We start from the raw sequence: 20,821 nt of genomic DNA, 5'->3' as shown, positions 1-20,821 counted from the left end.
AGGAATAAAAGCAGTGAACAAAGTGAATTGTCCACTGCCCTCATTTTTACTATCGCTTTTTATTACCTTTTGCTACTTTTTCATAAAATGGTTTGTTCTTTTTACTCTTGTTTTTGCTTTTCGTTGGATTAAAACGATCATCGCGTTTATTTCTTGATGATTTAGCACCATGTCCGCTATCTTTCTCTTCATTTCGAGGTGAACTATCGCCACGTCTTCCACGAGAACGACCACTGCGAGAGCTGTCTCCATTTCGATCTGAAGAACCTCTTCCGCGTCCACCTCGTCCTCTGCCGCCGCCAGATCCATCACCAAGGTTAACTGGTCCTCTACCGCCACTTCTACGTGGTTTGTTCGATTTCATGCCAACAATTTCAAAATCGATTGCTCGTTCTTCTTTATTAACATTAACTACCCGAACTGATACTTCATCACCGATTCTGAAGATTTTCCCTGTTCTTTCACCAATCATCGCGTACGTACGCTCGTCATAGTTATAGTAGTCATCTGATAAATCAGCAACTCGAACTAATCCTTCAATTGTATTTGGCAGTTCAATAAACATACCGAAATTTGTTACAGAGCTAATAATACCTTCATACTCTTCACCAATTTTATCAAGCATGTACTCTGCTTTTTTCAAATCATCAGTTTCTCTTTCCGCTTCAACAGAGCGACGCTCCATATTGGATGCATGTTCTGCGATTGCAGGTAATTTATCATCCCACTCACGTTTTGTCTCATTATCCATTTTACCTTCGATTAAATATTCACGTATTAATCGATGAACAATTAAATCCGGATATCGACGAATCGGTGATGTGAAATGAGTATAATACTCCGCTGCTAACCCGAAATGGCCAAGATTATCAGCCTCGTATTTCGCTTGTTTCATTGAACGAAGCATAACTGTTGAAATGACTGTCTCTTCTGGTTGCCCATGAACCATATCTAGAACTTGCTGCAACGCTCTCGGATGAATTTCATTTCCAGCACCTTTTACTGTATAACCAAATGATGCAATAAATTCAAAGAATCGTTGTAATTTTTCTTCTTTTGGATCCTCATGCACACGATACATGAACGGTACATTTAGCCAATGAAAATGCTCAGCAACTGTTTCATTCGCTACTAGCATAAATTCTTCAATTAGTTTTTCTGCAGTAGAGCGCTCACGAATAACGACATCAGTTGGGTGACCTTCTTCATCAACTAATACTTTTGATTCTTTAAAATCAAAATCGATTGCTCCACGAGTCATACGTCTATTACGTAAGATTTTCGCTAACTTAGCCATTTCCTCAAACATTGGAACTAATGGTTCGTAACGTTCACGCAATTCAGCATCTTGCTCATCTAATAGTTTGTTTACATCGCTATATGTCATTCGTTCAGTTGTTTTAATGATACTTTCGAAAATTTCATGCTTAACAACTTCACCTTTTTGGTCAATTTCCATTTCACATGAAAGTGTAAATCGATTTACTTTTGGATTTAATGAACAAATACCATTAGATAAACGATGCGGAATCATTGGAATAACTCGGTCAACCAAGTAAATACTTGTTCCACGATCATGTGCTTCTTGATCAATCGGCGAGTTATCCGTCACATAGTATGATACGTCTGCAATATGTACCCCTAGCTTGTAATGACCATTTTCAAGCGCTGTTACTGTAACGGCATCATCTAAGTCCTTTGCATCTGCTCCATCTATCGTTACAATTTGTTCATCACGAAGATCGCGACGAGTGCCAATAGCTGATTCATCAATCTCATCCGGTACAGCATTTGCTTGATCCATTACTTCCTTAGGGAATTCTTGAGGTAAATCAAACTTATGAATAACCGATAGAATATCTACACCAGGATCATTTTTATGTCCTAGTACTTGAACTACAATACCCTCTGCATTTTTCCCATTCTCAGGAAACTGAGTAAGCTCTACAACAACTTTGTGACCTTCCACTGCGCCTTGAGAATTACTCTTTGTTACAAAAATATCACTTCCGAATCGTTTATCATCAGGAATAACGAAACCGAAACTTTTCTGAGCCTGGTATGTACCTACCATTTTCGTTTGACCACGTTCAACAATTTTTACAATTGTCCCTTCTCTACGTGCATCACTTTTTTCTTTTGTAATACGAGCTAAAACGATGTCCCCATGTAAAGCACCATTTAAATCTGACGGTGAAATAAATACATCTTCTGCTCCTGCTTCTTCTGGAATAACAAACGCAAAGCCTTTAGCATGGCCAGTTAATTTACCTCTAACTAAATTAGATTGATCAGGTAAACTGTATTTATTATTTCGAGAACGTACAATATAACCCTCATCTTCTAAAATAACGAGCGTTTTTACTACTTCTCGAAAGTCACTTGCATCAGTCAACTCCATAGCCTCTTCGATCCCTTGGATATTTAAAGGCTTATACTCTTCACTTTTCATTAATTCTAATAATTTTTCTTTCCATTGTTGATTCATACTTTTCCCTCCTTTTTCTTACTGTTAAGGGTATTTAATTTAAGTTTGTCCAGAAAGTTTTCATTCTACCATTCCAATTCATTAAGAAATGCTAGTACATCTTCATGTAACATGTCTTTTTCCTGTCCAAGCGTAATAACATGTGTTGAATTTTTGTACCATTTTAATTTTTTTTGATCAGATTGTACTTCATTATAAATAATATTTGCGCTGTCAGTATTTATCATCTCGTCTACAATAGATTGTATGACAAACGTTGGTGCATATACTGTATCAACATTTTCACGCACTTCTTTAATTAAACCTTGAAGAGCTTTTAATGTATTCATCGGAGTTTTTTTAAACTCTTCCATTTCTACTTCAATTTGTTCAGGAGATTTCCCTTCACGTTTTTTAAACTCTCTTGTATAAGCTAAAACACCTTCATACATAATTTCTTCACTTTTTATGTACATCGGCGAACACATTGTGACAATACCATTCAAAGGAACAGTATAGCCTAGCTTTAGCGCAAATACTCCTCCTAAAGATAGACCTACCGCTGCAATTTTTTGATGTCCTCTATCCTTTAAAAATTGATAAGCTTCCATTACATCCTTCCACCAGTCCTCTGGTCCAGTATGAACAAGCTCATCTGGTGGTACACCATGTCCTTTATAGTGCGGTGCATGGCAAGTATATCCTTGTTTTTCTAAAAAACGGCCAAGCATTCGAACATCCGCAGAATGTCCTGTAAATCCATGTAATAATAAAACTGCTCGATCTCCACCTTCAAACGTAAATGGCTTCGGCATTGTTACTCTCATATATACTCACTCCAAAACTTTTCTATCCATTTTTCTTTCGTTACTTTTATCATACCTTTAAATGACTTCATTCATTTAAATAATTAATCGTTATCTTCTCATTACTCAATTTTAATTTATCAATAATAAGATTTAACTAATTTTACGTAAAGATTCTTTTATTTTACCTTTCATTTCAAAAATTTACCAATAAACAGTTTTTTTAATTAACTAGTTATGATTTAATGAAAGGTGTGGTAATAATAATGTTGGTAATTTAACCAACAAAAGGAGGATACGTTATGTTTAATAATGTTGAAGAATTTATTACTGAATGGAAAATGGAAGAAGCAAACACAATCAAATTACTAAATGCTATGACAGATGAATCACTTGATCAATCAATAGGTGAAGATTTTAGCTCATTAGGAGAATTAGCTTGGCATATTACAACAGCAATTAAAGCGATCATTTCACAATCAGGATTACAGTTCGAAGCATCTATGAGCAAAGAAGAAATGCCTGCAACTGCGAAGGAAATTACTGAAAAATACGCAGAAGCTAGTAAAGCAATGATTGAAGCAGCACAAAAAGAATGGAAAGAAAAAGATTTAAATCAAATCATTAACGCTTTTGGATTCCTTGAAATGCCTATCCATGCATTACTTCGCATGGCAATTTCACATCAAACGCATCACCGTGGTCAAATGACTGTATTAATGCGACAAGCAGGATTAGCTATTCCAGGAATGTACGGTCCAAGTAAAGAAGAATGGGCTGCAATGAAAGGTTAATATTTAGGAAATTGTCTACATACTAAAATACAGCCAAAAACCTGGCTGTATTTTTTTTACACTATTCATAAAAAATATATCTTTCTATTCTAGAGATATGATATTACCTAACCAAAATAAAAAGCCACCCTTTTAGGTAGCTTGTTTATTACAGTTTAAAATATGTTACAGCAATCGTTAGAATGAAGAATAAAACTGCTACAACAACTGTTATTCGTTGTAAAACTAGTTCAAAACCACGAGCTTTTTGCTTGCCAAACAGTTGCTCAGCACCACCAGATATCGCACCTGATAGGCCGTTACTTTTACTAGATTGAAGTAGAACTAAAACAATCATAAGTACTGAAACAATAATTAAAAGTACAGATAAAAACGTATGCATTTCTTCACCTCCACAGTAAAATACTGTTACTTCCTATTCTACTATGAAGAATACTATACTTCAATATGAGAGTACAACACTTATTTAATGATTTAAGATTGTTTCTTCTATCCAAGTTTTTACATCTTGATGCACTTCATCTTTATTTGTTTCATGAAGCATCTCATGGCGACCTTCTTCATATAATTTCAACTTTACATTTGTACATCCAATATCTTTATATAGCCCATAAACCTTCTTTACACCGTCACCATTTTGACCAACTGGATCTTTATCTCCAGAAAAAATATAAATTGGTAATGAAGGTGGTGTCTTCTTTATTTCCTCTTTACGATGTATAATTCCGATCCCTTTCAACAGTTCGCGATAATAACTTGAAGAACAAATAAAACCACAAAATGGATCTTTTATATAGCGATCAATCTCAGCTTCATCTCTTGTTAACCAATCATACTTTGTTTTAGGAAACTTAAAATGATTATTGAAGTTTCCAAAAGTTAAAAAGTCTAAAATTTTACTTCTCTTATTGGCACCAATCAAAAATGCCTCTGCGCTTGAAATAAAGACGCCTAATTTTCTTAGTATTCCTGGATCATATCCAGTTCCAGAAATAATTAGCCCATCGTATAGTCCTCCATTTAATTGAACTACTCGTCTGCTCAAATAAGATCCCATACTGTGTCCAAATAGAATTAAAGGGATATCTTTTATTTCTTTTCTAATCATCTTACTTATAAATATGATATCTTTAGCAACTTCATCCCAGCCAATTTCTTCACCAAAAAAACCTAGATCATCTTCAATCGCAGCTGTTTTCCCGTGACCTCTTTGATCATGGATAAAAACTGCAAACTGATTATGAACTAAATATTCTATAAATTTATCATAAGCTCCACCATGCTCTGCCATTCCATGTACAATTTGAATCACAGCAATTGGTTCAGCAGGAATATATTTTCGCAAATAGATTTTTGTTCGATCCTTCGCCGAAATTAATCCTTCCCAATTATTCATTTTTATGCCCCTTCATCTCATATGTTGTAAAAGATACTAATAAGAAAAAACAAGTGAAATAGATTATTTCTAATCGTATGTATTTAACTGTAAATTCATCACCTAATAATCTCCAAAAAACAATTACTATTGAAAGAATAACAATAATAAATGGAAGTAAATATGTTTTAATAGTATACCAAATATAATCTTTTAAGTATGCGAAAAAGTTCATAATTATCCTCCCAACTAATTGCCACTTCTATCCTTAATTCAATACTAATTCAAATTTCCTTATTCTATAGGTTAATTTTTAACAATTTTTCATCAATTTGATGAACTTTTTATGTCAAAATTTAAGCTAATTTTAGGGATTTAAACTAAGCATGTTTTTGTATTGATGTTTGAATTGAGTTAAAAACAGAATGAATGGGGGATTCGAAATGAAAAGAGGCATTCAAACAATTTTAAGCATTGTCTTTGCAATTGTAATGCTTGTCTTGTTCGTCATCTTTTTCATGAGAGACGATTCTTATCGGTATCCAATCGCTCTAGGTGGCTTCGCTTGTGCACTCGTGCCGCTCATATTAGATAAGTTTTTTAATATTCGATTTGCATTTCCGTTTATTCTCTCTTATTTTGCTTTTTTAATAGGGTCCCTATGTCTTGGTTCAATGCTTAGATTTTATAGTTTAGGCTGGTGGGATACGTTTTTACATTTTCTAAGTGGTACGCTAGTCGCCTTTTTAGCAATTGATTTAATGGGAAAATTGACAACCAAACAGTCTCGGAGTGAAATGTCCTCTGGATTCATTTTTCTATTTGTTTTTTCATTTGGAGTATTTTGTGGAGCCATATGGGAAATTTGGGAGTTCAGTAGCGACCAATTTTTTGGAACTAATACGCAAGGCGGAGGTAATTTTGATACAATGACAGATATAATTGCAGACTCGATTGGAGCACTCATTATCGCATTTGGGTTTGCTAGAGGGTCGAAAAAAAATAATAATTAAAATGAAATATATAAAAAAAGAGAAGGACAAAAAACCTTCTCTTTTCTTCATTATTCTTCATCATCCCACACATTGTATGCCAAATTAAACAATTCTATTCCTCTTTTCCAGTACTTGTTACATAATGATATACGCCATTTTCATCTTGCTCACGTGCTTTTGCAGTATCGAAGAGCATCATAAGTAAGATACTCATAATTCGCTTTTTTAAATGATCAGCGAATATCGGGAAAAAGATTTCAACTCGTTTTTCCATATTACGTGTCATTAAATCAGCAGATGATAAAAAGATTTTCTGTTCTCCATTATGATAAAAATAATAGATTCGACTATGCTCTAAAAATCGCCCAACGATACTAATGACACGAATATTTTCGCTGACACCTTTTATTTGAGGTCGCAAGCAGCAAGTTCCGCGAACAATTAAGTCAATCTTTACTCCAGCTTTAGATGCTTCATATAGCTTCATAATAATTTGCTTATCTGTTAAAGAATTCATTTTGGCGATTATTCGGCCATTTCCATACTGCTTATGAAAAGCAATTTCCTCCTCAATCATTCGAATAAAGTCATGACGAATACTATACGGAGCGACAGATAAATGCCTAAAGTCAGGCTTTTCCATAAACCCACTTAAGAAGTTAAAAAAATTAGTAGCATCTATTCCGATTTGTCGATTAGCAGTCATTAGTCCCATATCTGTATAAATTTTTGCAGTTGCATCGTTATAGTTACCAGTACCCACATGGACAAATCTCTCTATTCTTCCATTCTTTTTACGAACAACAAGTGTGATTTTACTATGCGTTTTTAAATGAGTCATTCCATAAATAACATGGCAGCCCGCTTTTTCTAATTCTTTTGCCCAATGTACATTGTTTTCTTCGTCAAAACGAGCTTTCAACTCTACAAGAACAGTTACTTGTTTACCATTTTCCGCTGCACGCTTTAATCCCTCGATAATTGGGGAATCACCACTTACTCGATACAAAGTTTGTTTAATTGCTAAGACGTCTGGAACATTTGCTGCATCTAAGACAAAATCCAATACCGGTTCAAATGATTCATATGGATGATGAAGCAATATATCTTGTTCCATTATTTTGTCGAATATATCCTCATCGGATTCAAGGTCATGTGGAGGCTGTGGGATTAATGTTTCATACACTAGATCCTCTTTATACTTTTCTAGTTCCTTATAAAAACTAAATAAAAATGTTAAATCTAAAGGACCTTTAAGCTCATATATATCTTTTCCATGTACGTCAAGCTTCTCTAATAAGTAATTTAGAATATATTCGCTTGCGCCTGGTGGTCCAATTTCAAGTCGAATCGCGGAACCCCATTTACGTTTTTTTAACTCTTTTTCTATTTCAAGAAGTAAGTCTCTAGCCCCTTCTTCGTGAATCGTCAAATCAGCATTTCTAGTAATTCGAAACTGCGCTACTTCTCGTACGATCAAACCACGAAACAAAAGATGTATGTATGCAGTAATTGCATCTTCCAATAAAATATAACAATGCTTTTCATCAAGTGTAGGTATTGATATAAATCTTTTTAATAAAGAAGGTACTTGTACAATCGCAAATTTATTACGCTTCTCTTCTTCTTCAGTCAAATCTTCTAAATAAACAGCTAAATTTAAACTTTTATTTAATAGCATTGGAAAAGGTCTATAAGCATCAATTGCCATAGGTGTTAGAACAGGAAGAACTTGCTCTTCAAAATATTTTTCTAAATAGTTTTTTTGTCGATCACTAAGTTCATGATATTTTACAAGATGAACATTCTCTTGCTTTAACTTTGGTATTAATGTTTCTCGGAAAGTTTTATATTGTAAATTCACTAGTGCATGTCCAGCTGTTGATAATTGTTAAAGTTGTACTTTTGGTGTTAAACCAGCCTTATTTTCTGGTTAATTAAAACCAGCTTCCACTTGATCCTTTAATCCAGCAACGCGTACCATAAAAAACTCATCTAAATTCGAACTAAATATTGCCAAATATTTCAAACGTTCAAGCAGAGGATTAGTTTCGTCCACTGCCTCTTCTAAAACACGTTCATTAAACGCTAGCCAACTTAATTCTCGATTATTATAATATTGTGGATCTTCTAACTCTATATTTCTACCACTATACTCTTTTGTCGCTATCATCAATTACACCCTTTTTGAACATTTTCTAGAAATACGATCTCTTTATTTTTTAATTAATATCTACACCATAATCCTACAAAATTAAAATTTACCTATTATTAACGCTATGTTAATAAATTGTAAAGATATGAAAAAAATGTTAATTACTAACAATTTTTAATTAAAATAAAAAAGCACAATCTGATTACTCAGATATGTGCTTTTCAAAATAGAAATATATTGATTTATTAAATAATTTTTCTAATTGTTTCTTATGTTTCTCAGATTCAATTTCTTCAACTGTTGCATCCTCAATACAGTTAAGCTGTAAAATCAGATCATCATCGTTTATTTTAAGCTCTATTCTCTTTACTACTTCTCTTTTCGATGCGTTTAGACTATTAGCAAACTTTAAAAGAATTCCTAAAAAGCGTAGTTTTTTTAGTTCATCCGCTGTAAACCATTCAAGAAACGGTTTAACATATTGTTTAAAGCTATTTTTATTCTTATATGAAGCTATTAACGCTACTTTTAAGCGATCTTTGTGGCTCAATCCTTCAATTGTACGATTAGATAATAAATAGAATGTATGCTGACTACTCGATTCTTCGTCTATGTATTGTCCAATATTATAGACGCGTTCTCCTAGATTTAGATGTAATATATCTTCAGACTTTATTTGATTTAGATCGTTTAAATTAATTTGCTCGACTAATTGGTTTACTAAAACCTTAACATGATTTACGTGATTTATATTTACTTCATAGTCTTTCTCTAAATCACCAAAACTTTTGTCTACTACATTAGGAAGTAACTTTTCTCCGTTTAATACAAACTCTTCCAAAAAAATCCCGTCTCTTAAACCTTTATTACTTAATATAAAGCTCTTTGCATTAACAAATGAATAAAGCTCTTTAAAGACCTAATTGCAGGAAGAATGATATCAGCACGATCTTTTGATAGACCCTCAGTTCGTAAAATATGATCAAACTCTAATGATAAGAGGTGTTTTTTTATATAGTTTATTTCTTCAAAATTCATCTCATATTGATGAATACCTGAAATCGGATAATTAACTAAGCTTTGATGTATTTGCACTACATTCCGTGCACTTCCTCCTATTGCAACAATCGGAACTTGCTTTTCTCTGATCCAATCTAAAGATTCAAATTCTTTTTGTATAAATTGAGTAAGTTGTTTCATTTCTTCAGCAGTTGGAATATTACTTGATATAAAGTCTTGCTTTAAGGATAATGCTCCAAATGGAAAACTATGAAAATGGATCATTTCACGGTTCTTAAAATATCTTACCTCTGTACTACCTCCACCAATATCAATTGTAATTCCCTCTCGTATTGGAGTAGAATTTCAACAGCAAGAAATCCATAGTATGCTTCTTCATACCCAGATAAAACGCGTAATGTAAAATCAGTATTTTCAGAAACTAGTTGATAAATCTCATCTTGATTAACTGCTTGCCTAATTGTCGCAGTTGCTACACATTTTATTTCACTAATTTTATGATAACGAGTGATTTCTTGAAACATTCGAAGGGTATCAAGTAGTACTTTCTTCCCCCCAGTATCCAAGAATTCTTCATCATTTAAATACTTCCGTAACCGAGCTACAGTTTTAATATTCTAAACTTCTTTTATTCGACTACTTTTACTTTGTTCATATATAACAAGTCTTATTGTATTTGAACCAATGTCAATGATGCCGTATTTCTCCTTCATGTTTTTCACCCTTTATCTCAATAATTAGTAGACTATTTGGTTCTTCCATTATATCAATATATAGGTAAGTAATAACCTTCCCTTTGTGAAAAGGTACTTTTGGCATATTTAAAAAATGAATTTTTTACATAAAGAGGCCTACTTCACCGCTTTAAGATGCTTTTTTACATTGAACAAAAAACCTGACTATCTTTAACAGAGTAATCAGGTTTTATAAATTGGTTTACTTTTATGATTTTTCTTCAACTACCACTTTTTTCATCTTGAACATCGGAACCATAATTAATATTCCTATGATGAATAGTATCGCTGAAAGTTGATAAATAGTAAATAAAGAAAATTGTTCTTTTAAAACGCCTGATAAGCTCATTGTAATGACCATAGAGCCCATAAATAATGGTGTTAATATCCCATTCACTCTACCTACAAACTTTTCATCCGTATTTTTCAAGATAATTGTATTAATTCCAATATGAAGTGCAGGCATAAATAGCCCTATAAAGAACTCGGCTAATAGTGTAAGCCAGAATAATTGGGACCAACCTATTACAAAAATCCCGATAGCATTGACAGCCATACCGATCAATAATAAAACATGCGGTGCCAGTTTATTAGAAATTACCATAATCAGGCCACCCCCAATAATCATAGCCGCACCATTTGCTGCGAATAACCATTGTAAATAATCTTTATCTAGTCCTAATCGTTCAGTAACTAGAAAAATTGCTAATGGATGAATAAAACCGATGCCTAGTCCGGCTGCTGCAAAAACCCCGCCTAAAAGGACAAGAATTTTCCTTGTCCAAACATATTGAAATCCTAGTTTCATCTCTTCCCATAAAGAAGAAGCTTGATCAACTTTTTCCTCTTCCTGATCTTTAGGTAACTTTGTTAATACTAGAGCTGATAAAAGAAAAGCAATACCTACTATGCTCATCGATACAAACATTCCTGCCTGTTGAAATACAAATGTTCCTAATACAGGACCTAAAATCATAAAGATTGCCATCATTGTTTGGAATAGGGACATACCAGCTTGCATTTGCTCCATTGGTACATGAACCTTAAATAACTTCATATTAGATGGCTGTGAAAACTGTGACAAAATCGCTGAAACCAATGTTGCAAAAAATACGAACTTCCAAGTCCCATACATTAGTGCTAGAAGTATAACAAAAATTGAAGCCGCACTTAACAGATCACACCAAATCATTGTACGCTTTGGTTTCCAACGATCCGCAAAAGTACCACCGATAAATGAAAAGATAAAAATAGGTGCAAATTCAGCAACTGAAATAAGTGACACGGCTGTAGCATCACCATTCGTCTTTTCAACAACAAATAATAAAATTGCAAAATTACGAATCCAAATTCCGACTTGGATAAACAAACCTGCTGTAAGAATCGTCTGGATAAAGCGGTTTTTTAGCAAGGAAGCCATTGAAGGATTTGAAGGTGTTGAAGTAGTTATCGTCATTTTTTCCTCCTCTTATTTAAATTTCTTGATATCAAAAATTGTATAAAAAATTTACAGTATATCGCCAAGATAGGAACCTACGTTCCTAGTTATTAAGAACGTATATTCTTATATTAACATTAAAATCCTTTAATAATCAATCTGTTTTTTTATATTATTTTATTTATCCGCAGTTAAAAAATGTCATTGAAACTGTTCAATGAAATTTTCTTAACTACTAAATTTATGTATTTTAATGCAAAAAAAAAAGAGAAGGTGACGATCCTTCTCTTTTTAACGTGTCTATAATGGATTATGTTTTTTTGTTAATGCACTTAGTTTTGATTAAATTATTTTCTTAAGTTGTAGAAAGATTTTAAGCCTTGGTATACTGCACTTTCGCCTAACTCGTCTTGAATACGTAATAATTGGTTGTATTTAGCGATACGATCTGTACGAGAAGCAGAACCTGTTTTAATTTGACCAGCATTTGTAGCAACTGCGATATCAGCGATTGTGCTATCTTCAGTTTCACCAGAACGGTGAGAAACTACTGCTGTGTAACCTGCACGTTTAGCCATTTCGATTGCATCGAAAGTTTCAGTTAATGTACCGATTTGATTAACTTTGATAAGGATTGAGTTTGCGATACCTTTTTCAATACCTTCTGCTAATTTTTTAGTGTTTGTAACGAATAAATCGTCCCCTACTAATTGTACTCGGCTACCTAAACGTTCTGTTAATAATTTGTGACCATCCCAGTCATTTTCATCTAAACCATCTTCAATTGAAAGGATTGGGAAATCATTGCAAAGTTGCTCGTAGAAATCAACCATTTCAGCAGAAGATACACCAGTGCGTCCTTCACCTGCAAGATCGTATTTACCAGTTTCTTTGTTAAAGAATTCAGAAGAAGCAACGTCCATTCCTAAGAATACTTGCTCTCCAGCTTTATAACCAGCTTTATCAATTGCTTCCATGATTACTTCTAGAGCTTCACGGTTTGAACCAAGGTTTGGGGCGAATCCACCTTCGTCACCTACAGCTGTGTTTAAGCCTTTGTCATGTAATACAGCTTTAAGGTTGTGGAAAATTTCAGTACCCATACGAATTGCTTCTTTAAAGCTTTCAGCACCTACAGGTAAGATCATGAATTCTTGGAAGTCTACGTTATTATCAGCATGAGAACCACCGTTGATGATGTTCATCATTGGAACTGGTAGTTGTTTCGCATTAAATCCACCAAGGTATTGGTATAATGGTAAACCTAATTCATCAGCTGCTGCACGAGCTACTGCCATAGATACACCTAGGATTGCGTTAGCACCTAATTTACCTTTGTTTTCAGTACCATCTAGCTCAATCATACGACGGTCGATTGAAACTTGATCAGTTACTTCGAATCCTACGATTTCTTCAGCTAAAACATCATTAACGTTAGCTACAGCTTTCTCAACACCTTTACCAAGGTAACGAGATTTGTCTCCATCACGTAATTCAACAGCTTCATATTCACCAGTTGAAGCACCACTTGGTACTAGTGCACGGCCAAAGCCACCATCTTCTGTATAAACTTCTACTTCAACAGTAGGGTTACCACGAGAATCTAATACTTCGCGAGCATAAACATCAATAATCATTGACATAATAAAATCTCTCCTTTTGTTGCGTTATACGCATAATTAAAAACTTTTTATATTAACTGTTCACTTATTTAATAAGTGATTTACCAGTCATTTCTTTTGGTTGTTCTACTTTTAATAAATCAAGAACAGTTGGAGCTAAATCACCTAAAATACCATCTTCACGTAACGTAATACCTTCTTCAGTAACAATAACTGGTACAGGATTAGTCGTGTGAGCTGTCATAGGTTCACCCTCAGGTGTAATTTCCTCATCAGCATTTCCATGGTCAGCAGTAATGATCGCTTTCCCGCCTTTAGCTAGAATTGCATCAACTACTTCTCCTAAACATTCATCAACCGCTTCAATTGCTTTAATTGTCGGCTCAAGTTTTCCTGAATGTCCTACCATATCTGGATTTGCAAAGTTCAAGATGATAACATCATGCTTGTCTGCAGCAATCTCTTTAAGTAATGCATCCTTCACTTCATAAGCACTCATTTCAGGTTGCAGATCGTAAGTTGCTACTTTTGGCGAGTTAATCAAAATACGTTCTTCACCTGGGAATTGTGCTTCACGGCCTCCACTAAAGAAAAATGTAACGTGTGGATACTTTTCCGTTTCAGCAATTCGTAATTGATTCAAATTATTTTGAGCAAGTACTTCACCTAATGTGTTATCCAAATTAGTTGGTTTAAATGCAACATAGCCTTGTACTGTTTCGCTAAAATGTGTTAAACAAACGAAATGAACATTTTTCGGGAACTTACTTCCACGATCAAAGTCACGGAAATCATCGTTTGTAAATACATTTGAAATTTGAATTGCACGGTCAGGTCGGAAGTTGTAGAAGATGATTGAATCATCATCACTTATTGTTGCAACTGGAGTTCCATCTTCTTTTACCATTACAGAAGGTAATACGAATTCATCATGGATACCGTTCGCATACGAATCTTCAATTAATTCATACGGACTTGTATAAGTTGGCCCTTCTCCATATACCATTGCGCAATAGCATTTTTCTACACGATCCCAACGTTTGTCACGGTCCATGGAATAATAACGGCCAGAAATTGTTGCAAATTCTCCGACACCAAATTCTTTAAACATTGCTTCTGCTTGATCGATATATTTTTTTGCTGTAGTTGGACCAACATCTCGTCCATCAAGGAATGCATGTACATATACCTTTTTCATGCCTTCTTCAGCAGCTAATTTTAATAAAGCAAACATGTGATTAATATGGCTGTGAATACCACCATCAGACAGTAGACCGAAAATATGTAATGCTTTATCTTTTTCTTTTGCACTTTTAATTGCATCGATGAATGTATCATTTTTTTCGAATTCGCCTTCACGAATTGCCTTGTTTACACGCGTTAAGCTTTGATAAACAATTCGTCCCGCTCCGATGTTTAAATGACCAACTTCAGAATTACCCATTTGTCCTTCAGGTAAACCAACTGCTTCACCGCTAGCCGTTAATTGTGCGTGAGGATATTTATTCCAATATCTATCATAATTTGGTTTCTTCGCTTGTGCAACAGCATTTCCAAATGTTTCGTCGCGCAAACCAAATCCATCTAGGATAATTAACGCTACTGGTTGTTTACTCATTACTTAACAGCCTCCAATAATGCAAGGAAAGAAGCTGGTTCTAAACTTGCTCCACCTACTAACGCACCGTCAATATCAGGTTGAGCCATATATTCTTTAATGTTTTCAGGCTTTACACTGCCGCCGTATTGTACACGTACAGATTCTGCAACAGTTTCATCATAAAGGCTAGCTACAACATCACGAACAAATTTACATGAATCTTGTGCATCTTTTTCTGTAGCAGATTTACCTGTTCCAATTGCCCAAATTGGTTCATATGCAATGACTAAATTCTTTACTTGCTCATCTGTTAGACCTGCAAGATTAGCAGTTAATTGAGTACTAATAACTTCCTCAAATTTACCGCCTTCACGTTCTTCAAGCGTTTCGCCACAGCAAAGAATTGGTGTAAGACCATGTTCGAAAGCTTTTTTTGTTTTACTATTAATAAACTCATCTGTTTCGCCATAATATTCACGACGCTCAGAATGTCCGATAATCGCATAAGTTACGCCTAAATCTTTAAGTGCTACTGGGCTAATTTCTCCAGTATAAGCTCCACTATCTTGATTACTTACATTTTGAGAACCAATTTTTAATTCAGTTCCTTTTACACCGTATAACATAGGTGCAATAAATAATGCAGGAGCACAAACTGCTGAATCTACTTTATCAGATGATGGAATGCTATTTTTTACTTCCTCAACGAATGTCATTGCTTCGTTAAGCGTCTTATTCATTTTCCAGTTACCTGCGATAATTGGTTTACGCATGAGAAACACCTTCCTAACAATTGGTAAGACATAACATCTTACTCTATTTCAAATACTAAATATTGTAAAGCTATAAGACTTATTTATCGTTTAATAATGCAACTCCAGGAAGTTCTTTACCTTCCATAAATTCTAATGAAGCACCGCCACCAGTCGAAATATGGCTCATTTTATCTGCTAAGCCGAATTTTTCAGCAGCAGCTGCTGAATCTCCGCCACCGATAATTGAGTATGCATCAGAATCCGCTAATGCTTGTGCTACACCTTTAGTGCCCTGTGCAAATTTATCAATTTCAAATACACCCATAGGTCCATTCCAAATGACTAATTTAGAGCTTTTAATAACATCTGCATATAGAGCAGTTGTTTTTGGTCCAATATCAAGAGCTTCCCAATCTGCAGGAATGCTATCTATATCAACTTCTTGAGTATTAGCATCTTCACCAAATTTGTCAGCAATAATTGCATCAATTGGCATATAGAATTTAACACCTTTAGTTTCTGCTTTTTGCATAAATTCATTTGCTAAATCAATCTTATCTTCTTCTAAAAGAGATTTACCGATTTCATAGCCTTTAGCTTTTAAGAAAGTATAAGCTAGTCCGCCACCAATAATTAAGTTATCTACTTTTTCTAATAAGTTTTCAATTACGCCAATTTTATCTCGAACTTTCGCTCCACCGATAATAGCTGTAAATGGGCGCTCTGGATTAGAAAGTGCTTTACCTAAAACATTTATTTCTTTTTCCATTAAGAAGCCTGCTACAGCTGGGATATGTTTTGCAATACCAGCAGTTGTAGCATGTGCACGGTGTGCAGCACCAAAAGCATCGTTTACATATACATCAGCTAATGAAGCAAATTCTTTTGCTAGAGCTTCATCATTTTTCTCTTCGCCTGGGTAGAAACGAACGTTTTCTAATAATAAAACATCGCCTTCGTTCATTTTGCTGATTTCTTCTTGAACTTTAGGTCCGTATGCTTCATCAGCTTTAATAACGTTTTTACCTAATTTTTCACTTAAACGTGTAGCAACAGCATTTAAACGCATGTCTTCATTTACTTGTCCTTTTGGACGTCCTAAGTGAGATGCTAAAATAACTTTTGCTCCGTTTTCTATTAAATACTGAATCGTAGGAAGAGCAGCACGAATACGAGTATCATCTGTTACTTCACCATTTGCCATTGGTACGTTAAAATCTACACGGCAAAATACGCGTTTCCCTTTTACATCAATGTCATGTAAAGACTTTTTGTTCATAGTAGGTGCCTCCAGTACTGTTTTTATTCATCCATGTTCAATTCCACTGGTCGATCCGTCTCATACAAAGTCGTATCTATTCTGTGATATTGTCACCGCAATTTTAACAGATTATGTATAACAATTGGAATTTATTTCTAGAGTATTTTTTAATATTGTGTTGGATTAGTGACAAAAGAGGATTTTTTCAAACAAAAGAGGGGAGGAAAATCCCCTCGCCCTCATATTAATTTTTATTAAAATTATAGACCTTTTGAAGCGATGTGAGCTACTAAGTCAACTACACGAGTTGAGTAACCAGTTTCATTATCGTACCAAGAAAGGATTTTAACCATGTTGCCTTCCATAGTCATTGTAGATAATGCATCGATTGTAGATGAGTTTGTGCAACCGTTATAGTCGATTGATACTAATGGCTCTTCAGAGTATCCTAAGATACCTTTTAATTCGCCTTCAGAAGCAGCTTTAAATGCAGCATTTACTTCTTCAGCAGTAACTTCAGCATTTAATTCTACTACTAAATCAACTAAAGATACGTTAGCAGTTGGTACACGTACAGCACCACCGTTTAATTTACCTTTTAATTGAGGTAATACTAATGAAACTGCTTTAGCAGCACCAGTAGTTGTTGGAATCATGCTCATTGCAGCAGCACGTGCACGACGTAAATCTTTGTGTGGTAAATCTAGAATTTGTTGGTCATTTGTGTAAGAGTGAACAGTTGTCATCATACCACGTTTGATACCGAATTTTTCGTCTAATACTTTAGCAAATGGAGCTAAACAGTTAGTAGTACAAGAAGCATTAGAAATTACATTGTGGCTAGCTGCATCGTATTTGTCATCATTTACACCCATTACGATCGTGATATCTTCATTAGAAGCTGGTGCAGAGATGATTACTTTTTTAACTGATCCACCTAAGTGTTTTTCAGCATCTTTTTTATCTGTGAAACGACCAGTAGATTCTACTACAACTTCTACTCCGTAATCGCTCCAAGGTAAAACTGCTGGGTCACGCTCAGCAATTACTTTAATTTCGCTTCCGTTTACAACGATTGAATCGCCATTAACTGCTACTTCAGCGTTTACTGAACCGTGAACTGAATCATATTTTAATAAGTGAGCTAAAGTTTTAGCATCTGTTAAGTCATTGATTGCTACAACCTCTACGTTTGGGTTGTTTAAAGCTGCGCGGAAAACCATACGTCCGATACGTCCAAATCCATTAATACCAATTTTAGTTGCCATTTTTAATTTCCTCCTTTTAATAGGTAGAAGCTTTTTTTATTTTAAAGGGTACATCCTTTAATTAACTCTTTTGCTGCTCCTTCGTCTGTGACGAGGATGTTTACATGACCTTTCTTTAAGAAAGAAGCCATTGCTTTTGCTTTAGAGGATCCTCCAGCTACTCCCAGTACATAAGGTATCCTCTCTAATTCATTCAGTTGTAAACCAATTGTTCTTACTCTGTATACAACTTCACCATTTTCATTAAAGTAATAGCCAAATGCCTCTCCTACAGCTTCAGATTCAGTTAAGATTTCTAACTGTTCTGATGAAGATTGTCTTCGTTTTGCCATCGTAAATGCATCTCCAATGCCATGAACGACAATTGAAGAAGATCGAATTAAATTTAGAACCTCTTTTACTCTCGGTTCTTCCATCATAGTTACATAGGCTTCTTCACTAAGTTCATCTGGCAAGTGAAGTAATCGATAATTACCTTTTGCCATTTCAGCCATTTTTGCACAAATCGTATTTGCTTGATTTCTTACTTCTTCACCTAAACCGCCTCGCGCTGGTACAAATAAAGTATTTAGATCTTTCGAGTCATCGTCCATCATTTCAGCTACGGCAGCTAAAGTGGAACCACCAGTAACAGCAACAATATTATTTGTTTCTAGCCTTTGGTTTATACAGCCAACAGCCGCTCGACCCATCTCCTTTTTTACCCATTCCAGTTCATCACTATCGCCAGAAACAACGATTACTTCTTTAAGGTTAAATGTTTCCTTAAGCAAGTCTTCAATATTTTTCAAACCGAATAGTTCACGCATTGGTTCTTCTAGGTCTAGAAGCAAGCTTAGTCCTTCATCCGTTAATGTCATGCCAGAAGATGCGACATTAATCAGCCTTTGCTCTTTTAATAAGGCCACTTCTGATCTAAGTACTCTTTCTGTTAATCCTACGCTAGCAGACAAATTCCTTCGACCGATCGGCTGCATAATTCGTATATATTGTAGGATCTGAAATCTCTTTTGGATAACCGGAATTAGATCAGGTAATAATTTTTGTTGTAGCTTTAAAATATGGTTCATTTTCATCTCCTCTTTCACAGAGTATTCATCTGGGTCCAAATGTGTCCCACTATGACATATTATGTCCCACTTGTTTTAAAAAAATTACAGCGTTTTGCAACGTTGTTTTTTTGAACAAGATTTACTCCAGAAGTGAAATAACCCTGCTACATTTATATTGTAACAGGGTCATTCATTTCTTTCAACTGATAACTACCCATTTATGGCATTTAATATGTCAATCTTATGAATTTTACCGTATGCAACAGTTTCCCCATTCATTTGAATAACAGGAATCATTAGTTGATATTCTTCTAATAATGCATCATCAGAATATATATCAATTTCATTTACTTCAATTTCATATTCAGATTGGACCAAACGAATTGCATCTTTTGCTTCTTCGCATAGCCCACAATTTTCTTTTGTAAATAATGTTAACTTAATCGACATCCCATTCTCCTTTTTAACTAAAGCGCTTTCGTTTTGATGAACCAGGAATTCTAAGTATATCTCTATATTTTGCTACAGTTCTTCTAGAGATTTCCACGCCATGTTTTTCAGCTAATAATTCAACTAGCTTTTGATCTGATAATGGTTTTTCTTTGTTTTCTTTATCTACTAGCTGTTTGATGAATACCTGTACACTCGTTGATGCAAGCTCCTCGCCGTCCACACTTACACCTTGATGGAAGAATTTCTTCATTTCATACAAACCAAACGGCGTCTGTACATATTTGTTTTTACAAGTTCGGCTAATTGTTGATTCATGTAGTGAAAGTTCTTCCGCTATCTCTCTTAAAGTAAGAGTTTTTAAATTTGCAGGACCTTTTTCAAAAAAAGCAATTTGCTTTCTAAGAATACAATTCATTACTGCTAACATCGTTGATTTTCGTTCTTCCAAACTTTTCATTAGCCAGTTAACTTGCGTATTTTTATCCTTTAAATAAGTTGAAACTTCCTTCTCATGTTGACCATTTAAAATTGAAGAATATTCATTAAGTACTTTTAAACGCGGCATAATTTTATCATTAATTAGTACAACAAATTCCCCGCCTATTTTTTCAACTGTTAAATCAGGAGCTACATAATTTACTTGGTCTTGGAAATAATTTAAACCTGGCCTTGGCTGAAGGGTTAAAATTAAGTCAATTTCTTTTTGTAAATCAGGCAAGCTAATCTTGAGCTTTTTCGCTATTTCTTTCCAGTTTTTATTAACAAATAGATCAAAATAATCTTTAATGACCTGTTTTGCAATTGTTGTATCAACTTCAAGGCCATTTAGTTGAATCAATAAGCACTCTTTAACCGATCTTGCTCCAACTCCTGAGGGTTCAAAACGTTGAAGTGTATCAATGCAGATTTGTAACTGAACGAAAGAAATATTTAATTCATGTATAAGCTCTTCATCTGATTCCATCAAAAATCCATTTTTATCTAAGTTATAAATTAAATATTTAATAATTTTATATTCCTCATTAT

At 34.4% G+C, this 20,821-nt stretch carries 16 protein-coding genes and 2 pseudogenes; 2 read left to right on the top strand and 16 right to left on the bottom strand.

What is annotated here, in order from left to right:
* Positions 1-49: 49 nt before the first annotated feature.
* Both rnr and CN514_RS16085 read right to left on the bottom strand, forming a co-directional pair.
* Positions 50-2,488, bottom strand: a complete 2,439-nt coding sequence (rnr, locus tag CN514_RS16090; protein ID WP_098233458.1) for a ribonuclease R — start codon at positions 2,486-2,488, stop codon at positions 50-52.
* A 65-nt stretch (positions 2,489-2,553) separates the two neighbouring features.
* Complete coding sequence (locus tag CN514_RS16085; RefSeq protein ID WP_098233457.1) at positions 2,554-3,294, bottom strand: alpha/beta hydrolase; 741 nt, start codon at positions 3,292-3,294, stop codon at positions 2,554-2,556.
* Between the two features lie 281 nt (positions 3,295-3,575).
* Here CN514_RS16085 and CN514_RS16080 point away from each other — a divergent pair, with 281 nt between their 5' ends.
* Positions 3,576-4,067, top strand: a complete 492-nt coding sequence (locus CN514_RS16080) for a DinB family protein (protein WP_098233456.1) — start codon at positions 3,576-3,578, stop codon at positions 4,065-4,067.
* Between the two features lie 148 nt (positions 4,068-4,215).
* On the opposite strand, the gene secG is transcribed toward CN514_RS16080, so the two are convergent.
* The 3 genes from secG to CN514_RS16065 form a co-directional block, all read right to left on the bottom strand.
* Positions 4,216-4,449, bottom strand: coding sequence for a preprotein translocase subunit SecG (secG, locus tag CN514_RS16075; RefSeq protein WP_025569105.1), 234 nt, complete (start codon positions 4,447-4,449; stop codon positions 4,216-4,218).
* A gap of 84 nt (positions 4,450-4,533) precedes the next feature.
* The gene (locus tag CN514_RS16070) at positions 4,534-5,463 is read right to left on the bottom strand and encodes an alpha/beta fold hydrolase (protein WP_098233455.1); all 930 of its coding nucleotides are present in this window, start codon (positions 5,461-5,463) and stop codon (positions 4,534-4,536) included.
* Positions 5,456-5,677 (bottom strand): hypothetical protein, encoded by a 222-nt coding sequence (locus CN514_RS16065; RefSeq protein ID WP_098233454.1) that lies wholly within the window; start codon positions 5,675-5,677, stop codon positions 5,456-5,458. Before CN514_RS16065 ends, CN514_RS16070 begins: the two co-directional genes overlap by 8 nt.
* A 208-nt stretch (positions 5,678-5,885) precedes the next feature.
* On the opposite strand from CN514_RS16065, the gene CN514_RS16060 reads away from it, so the two are divergent.
* Entirely contained in the window at positions 5,886-6,455 is a 570-nt protein-coding gene (locus CN514_RS16060; RefSeq protein ID WP_098233453.1) for a DUF2238 domain-containing protein, read from the top strand.
* 94 nt (positions 6,456-6,549) lie between these two features.
* Here the strand turns inward: CN514_RS16060 and CN514_RS16055 are convergent.
* The 11 genes and pseudogenes from CN514_RS16055 to rpoN form a co-directional block, all read right to left on the bottom strand.
* A pseudogene (locus CN514_RS16055) lies at positions 6,550-8,610 on the bottom strand (RNA degradosome polyphosphate kinase).
* A 184-nt stretch (positions 8,611-8,794) separates the two neighbouring features.
* Positions 8,795-10,325 (bottom strand): annotated as a pseudogene (locus CN514_RS16050) (Ppx/GppA phosphatase family protein).
* 229 nt (positions 10,326-10,554) lie between these two features.
* Positions 10,555-11,802: an MFS transporter gene (locus tag CN514_RS16045; RefSeq protein WP_098233452.1), complete on the bottom strand. Its 1,248-nt coding sequence runs from the start codon at positions 11,800-11,802 to the stop codon at positions 10,555-10,557.
* A 329-nt stretch (positions 11,803-12,131) separates the two neighbouring features.
* Positions 12,132-13,427, bottom strand: a complete 1,296-nt coding sequence (gene eno / locus CN514_RS16040; RefSeq protein ID WP_098233451.1) for a phosphopyruvate hydratase — start codon at positions 13,425-13,427, stop codon at positions 12,132-12,134.
* A gap of 64 nt (positions 13,428-13,491) precedes the next feature.
* A complete protein-coding gene (gene gpmI / locus CN514_RS16035; protein ID WP_098233450.1) occupies positions 13,492-15,024 on the bottom strand; it encodes a 2,3-bisphosphoglycerate-independent phosphoglycerate mutase in 1,533 nt (510 codons plus the stop codon).
* A complete protein-coding gene (tpiA, locus tag CN514_RS16030) occupies positions 15,024-15,779 on the bottom strand; it encodes a triose-phosphate isomerase (protein WP_098233449.1) in 756 nt (251 codons plus the stop codon). The genes gpmI and tpiA overlap by 1 nt, the downstream gene beginning before the upstream one ends.
* A 79-nt stretch (positions 15,780-15,858) precedes the next feature.
* Positions 15,859-17,040 (bottom strand): phosphoglycerate kinase, encoded by a 1,182-nt coding sequence (locus CN514_RS16025; protein WP_098233448.1) that lies wholly within the window; start codon positions 17,038-17,040, stop codon positions 15,859-15,861.
* Positions 17,041-17,282: 242 nt separating this feature from the next.
* Positions 17,283-18,290, bottom strand: coding sequence for a type I glyceraldehyde-3-phosphate dehydrogenase (gene gap, locus CN514_RS16020; protein ID WP_097973513.1), 1,008 nt, complete (start codon positions 18,288-18,290; stop codon positions 17,283-17,285).
* A gap of 41 nt (positions 18,291-18,331) precedes the next feature.
* Positions 18,332-19,360, bottom strand: a complete 1,029-nt coding sequence (locus tag CN514_RS16015; RefSeq protein WP_098233447.1) for a sugar-binding transcriptional regulator — start codon at positions 19,358-19,360, stop codon at positions 18,332-18,334.
* 192 nt (positions 19,361-19,552) lie between these two features.
* Positions 19,553-19,786, bottom strand: coding sequence for a glutaredoxin family protein (locus CN514_RS16010; RefSeq protein WP_098233469.1), 234 nt, complete (start codon positions 19,784-19,786; stop codon positions 19,553-19,555).
* A 19-nt stretch (positions 19,787-19,805) separates the two neighbouring features.
* A partial coding sequence (gene rpoN, locus CN514_RS16005) for an RNA polymerase factor sigma-54 (protein WP_098233446.1) occupies positions 19,806-20,821 on the bottom strand: 1,016 nt, incomplete at its 5' end.

This window comes from Bacillus sp. AFS001701 (assembly GCF_002559405.1).
GTDB lineage: Bacteria > Bacillota > Bacilli > Bacillales > Bacillaceae_G > Gottfriedia.
This window is presented reverse-complemented; position numbering and strand designations above follow the sequence as displayed.

Excerpts from the sequence above, each read along its gene's own strand:
- gpmI (WP_098233450.1), bottom strand. The coding sequence starts at position 15,024 with ATGAGTAAACAACCAGTAGCGTTAATTATCCTAGATGGATTTGGTTTG.
- rnr (WP_098233458.1), bottom strand. The coding sequence starts at position 2,488 with ATGAATCAACAATGGAAAGAAAAATTATTAGAATTAATGAAAAGTGAA.
- secG (WP_025569105.1), bottom strand. The coding sequence starts at position 4,449 with ATGCATACGTTTTTATCTGTACTTTTAATTATTGTTTCAGTACTTATG.
- CN514_RS16015 (WP_098233447.1), bottom strand. The coding sequence starts at position 19,360 with ATGAACCATATTTTAAAGCTACAACAAAAATTATTACCTGATCTAATT.
- gap (WP_097973513.1), bottom strand. The coding sequence starts at position 18,290 with ATGGCAACTAAAATTGGTATTAATGGATTTGGACGTATCGGACGTATG.
- eno (WP_098233451.1), bottom strand. The coding sequence starts at position 13,427 with ATGTCAATGATTATTGATGTTTATGCTCGCGAAGTATTAGATTCTCGT.
- CN514_RS16085 (WP_098233457.1), bottom strand. The coding sequence starts at position 3,294 with ATGAGAGTAACAATGCCGAAGCCATTTACGTTTGAAGGTGGAGATCGA.
- CN514_RS16025 (WP_098233448.1), bottom strand. The coding sequence starts at position 17,040 with ATGAACAAAAAGTCTTTACATGACATTGATGTAAAAGGGAAACGCGTA.
- CN514_RS16070 (WP_098233455.1), bottom strand. The coding sequence starts at position 5,463 with ATGAATAATTGGGAAGGATTAATTTCGGCGAAGGATCGAACAAAAATC.
- CN514_RS16060 (WP_098233453.1), top strand. The coding sequence starts at position 5,886 with ATGAAAAGAGGCATTCAAACAATTTTAAGCATTGTCTTTGCAATTGTA.
- CN514_RS16080 (WP_098233456.1), top strand. The coding sequence starts at position 3,576 with ATGTTTAATAATGTTGAAGAATTTATTACTGAATGGAAAATGGAAGAA.
- tpiA (WP_098233449.1), bottom strand. The coding sequence starts at position 15,779 with ATGCGTAAACCAATTATCGCAGGTAACTGGAAAATGAATAAGACGCTT.
- CN514_RS16065 (WP_098233454.1), bottom strand. The coding sequence starts at position 5,677 with ATGAACTTTTTCGCATACTTAAAAGATTATATTTGGTATACTATTAAA.
- CN514_RS16045 (WP_098233452.1), bottom strand. The coding sequence starts at position 11,802 with ATGACGATAACTACTTCAACACCTTCAAATCCTTCAATGGCTTCCTTG.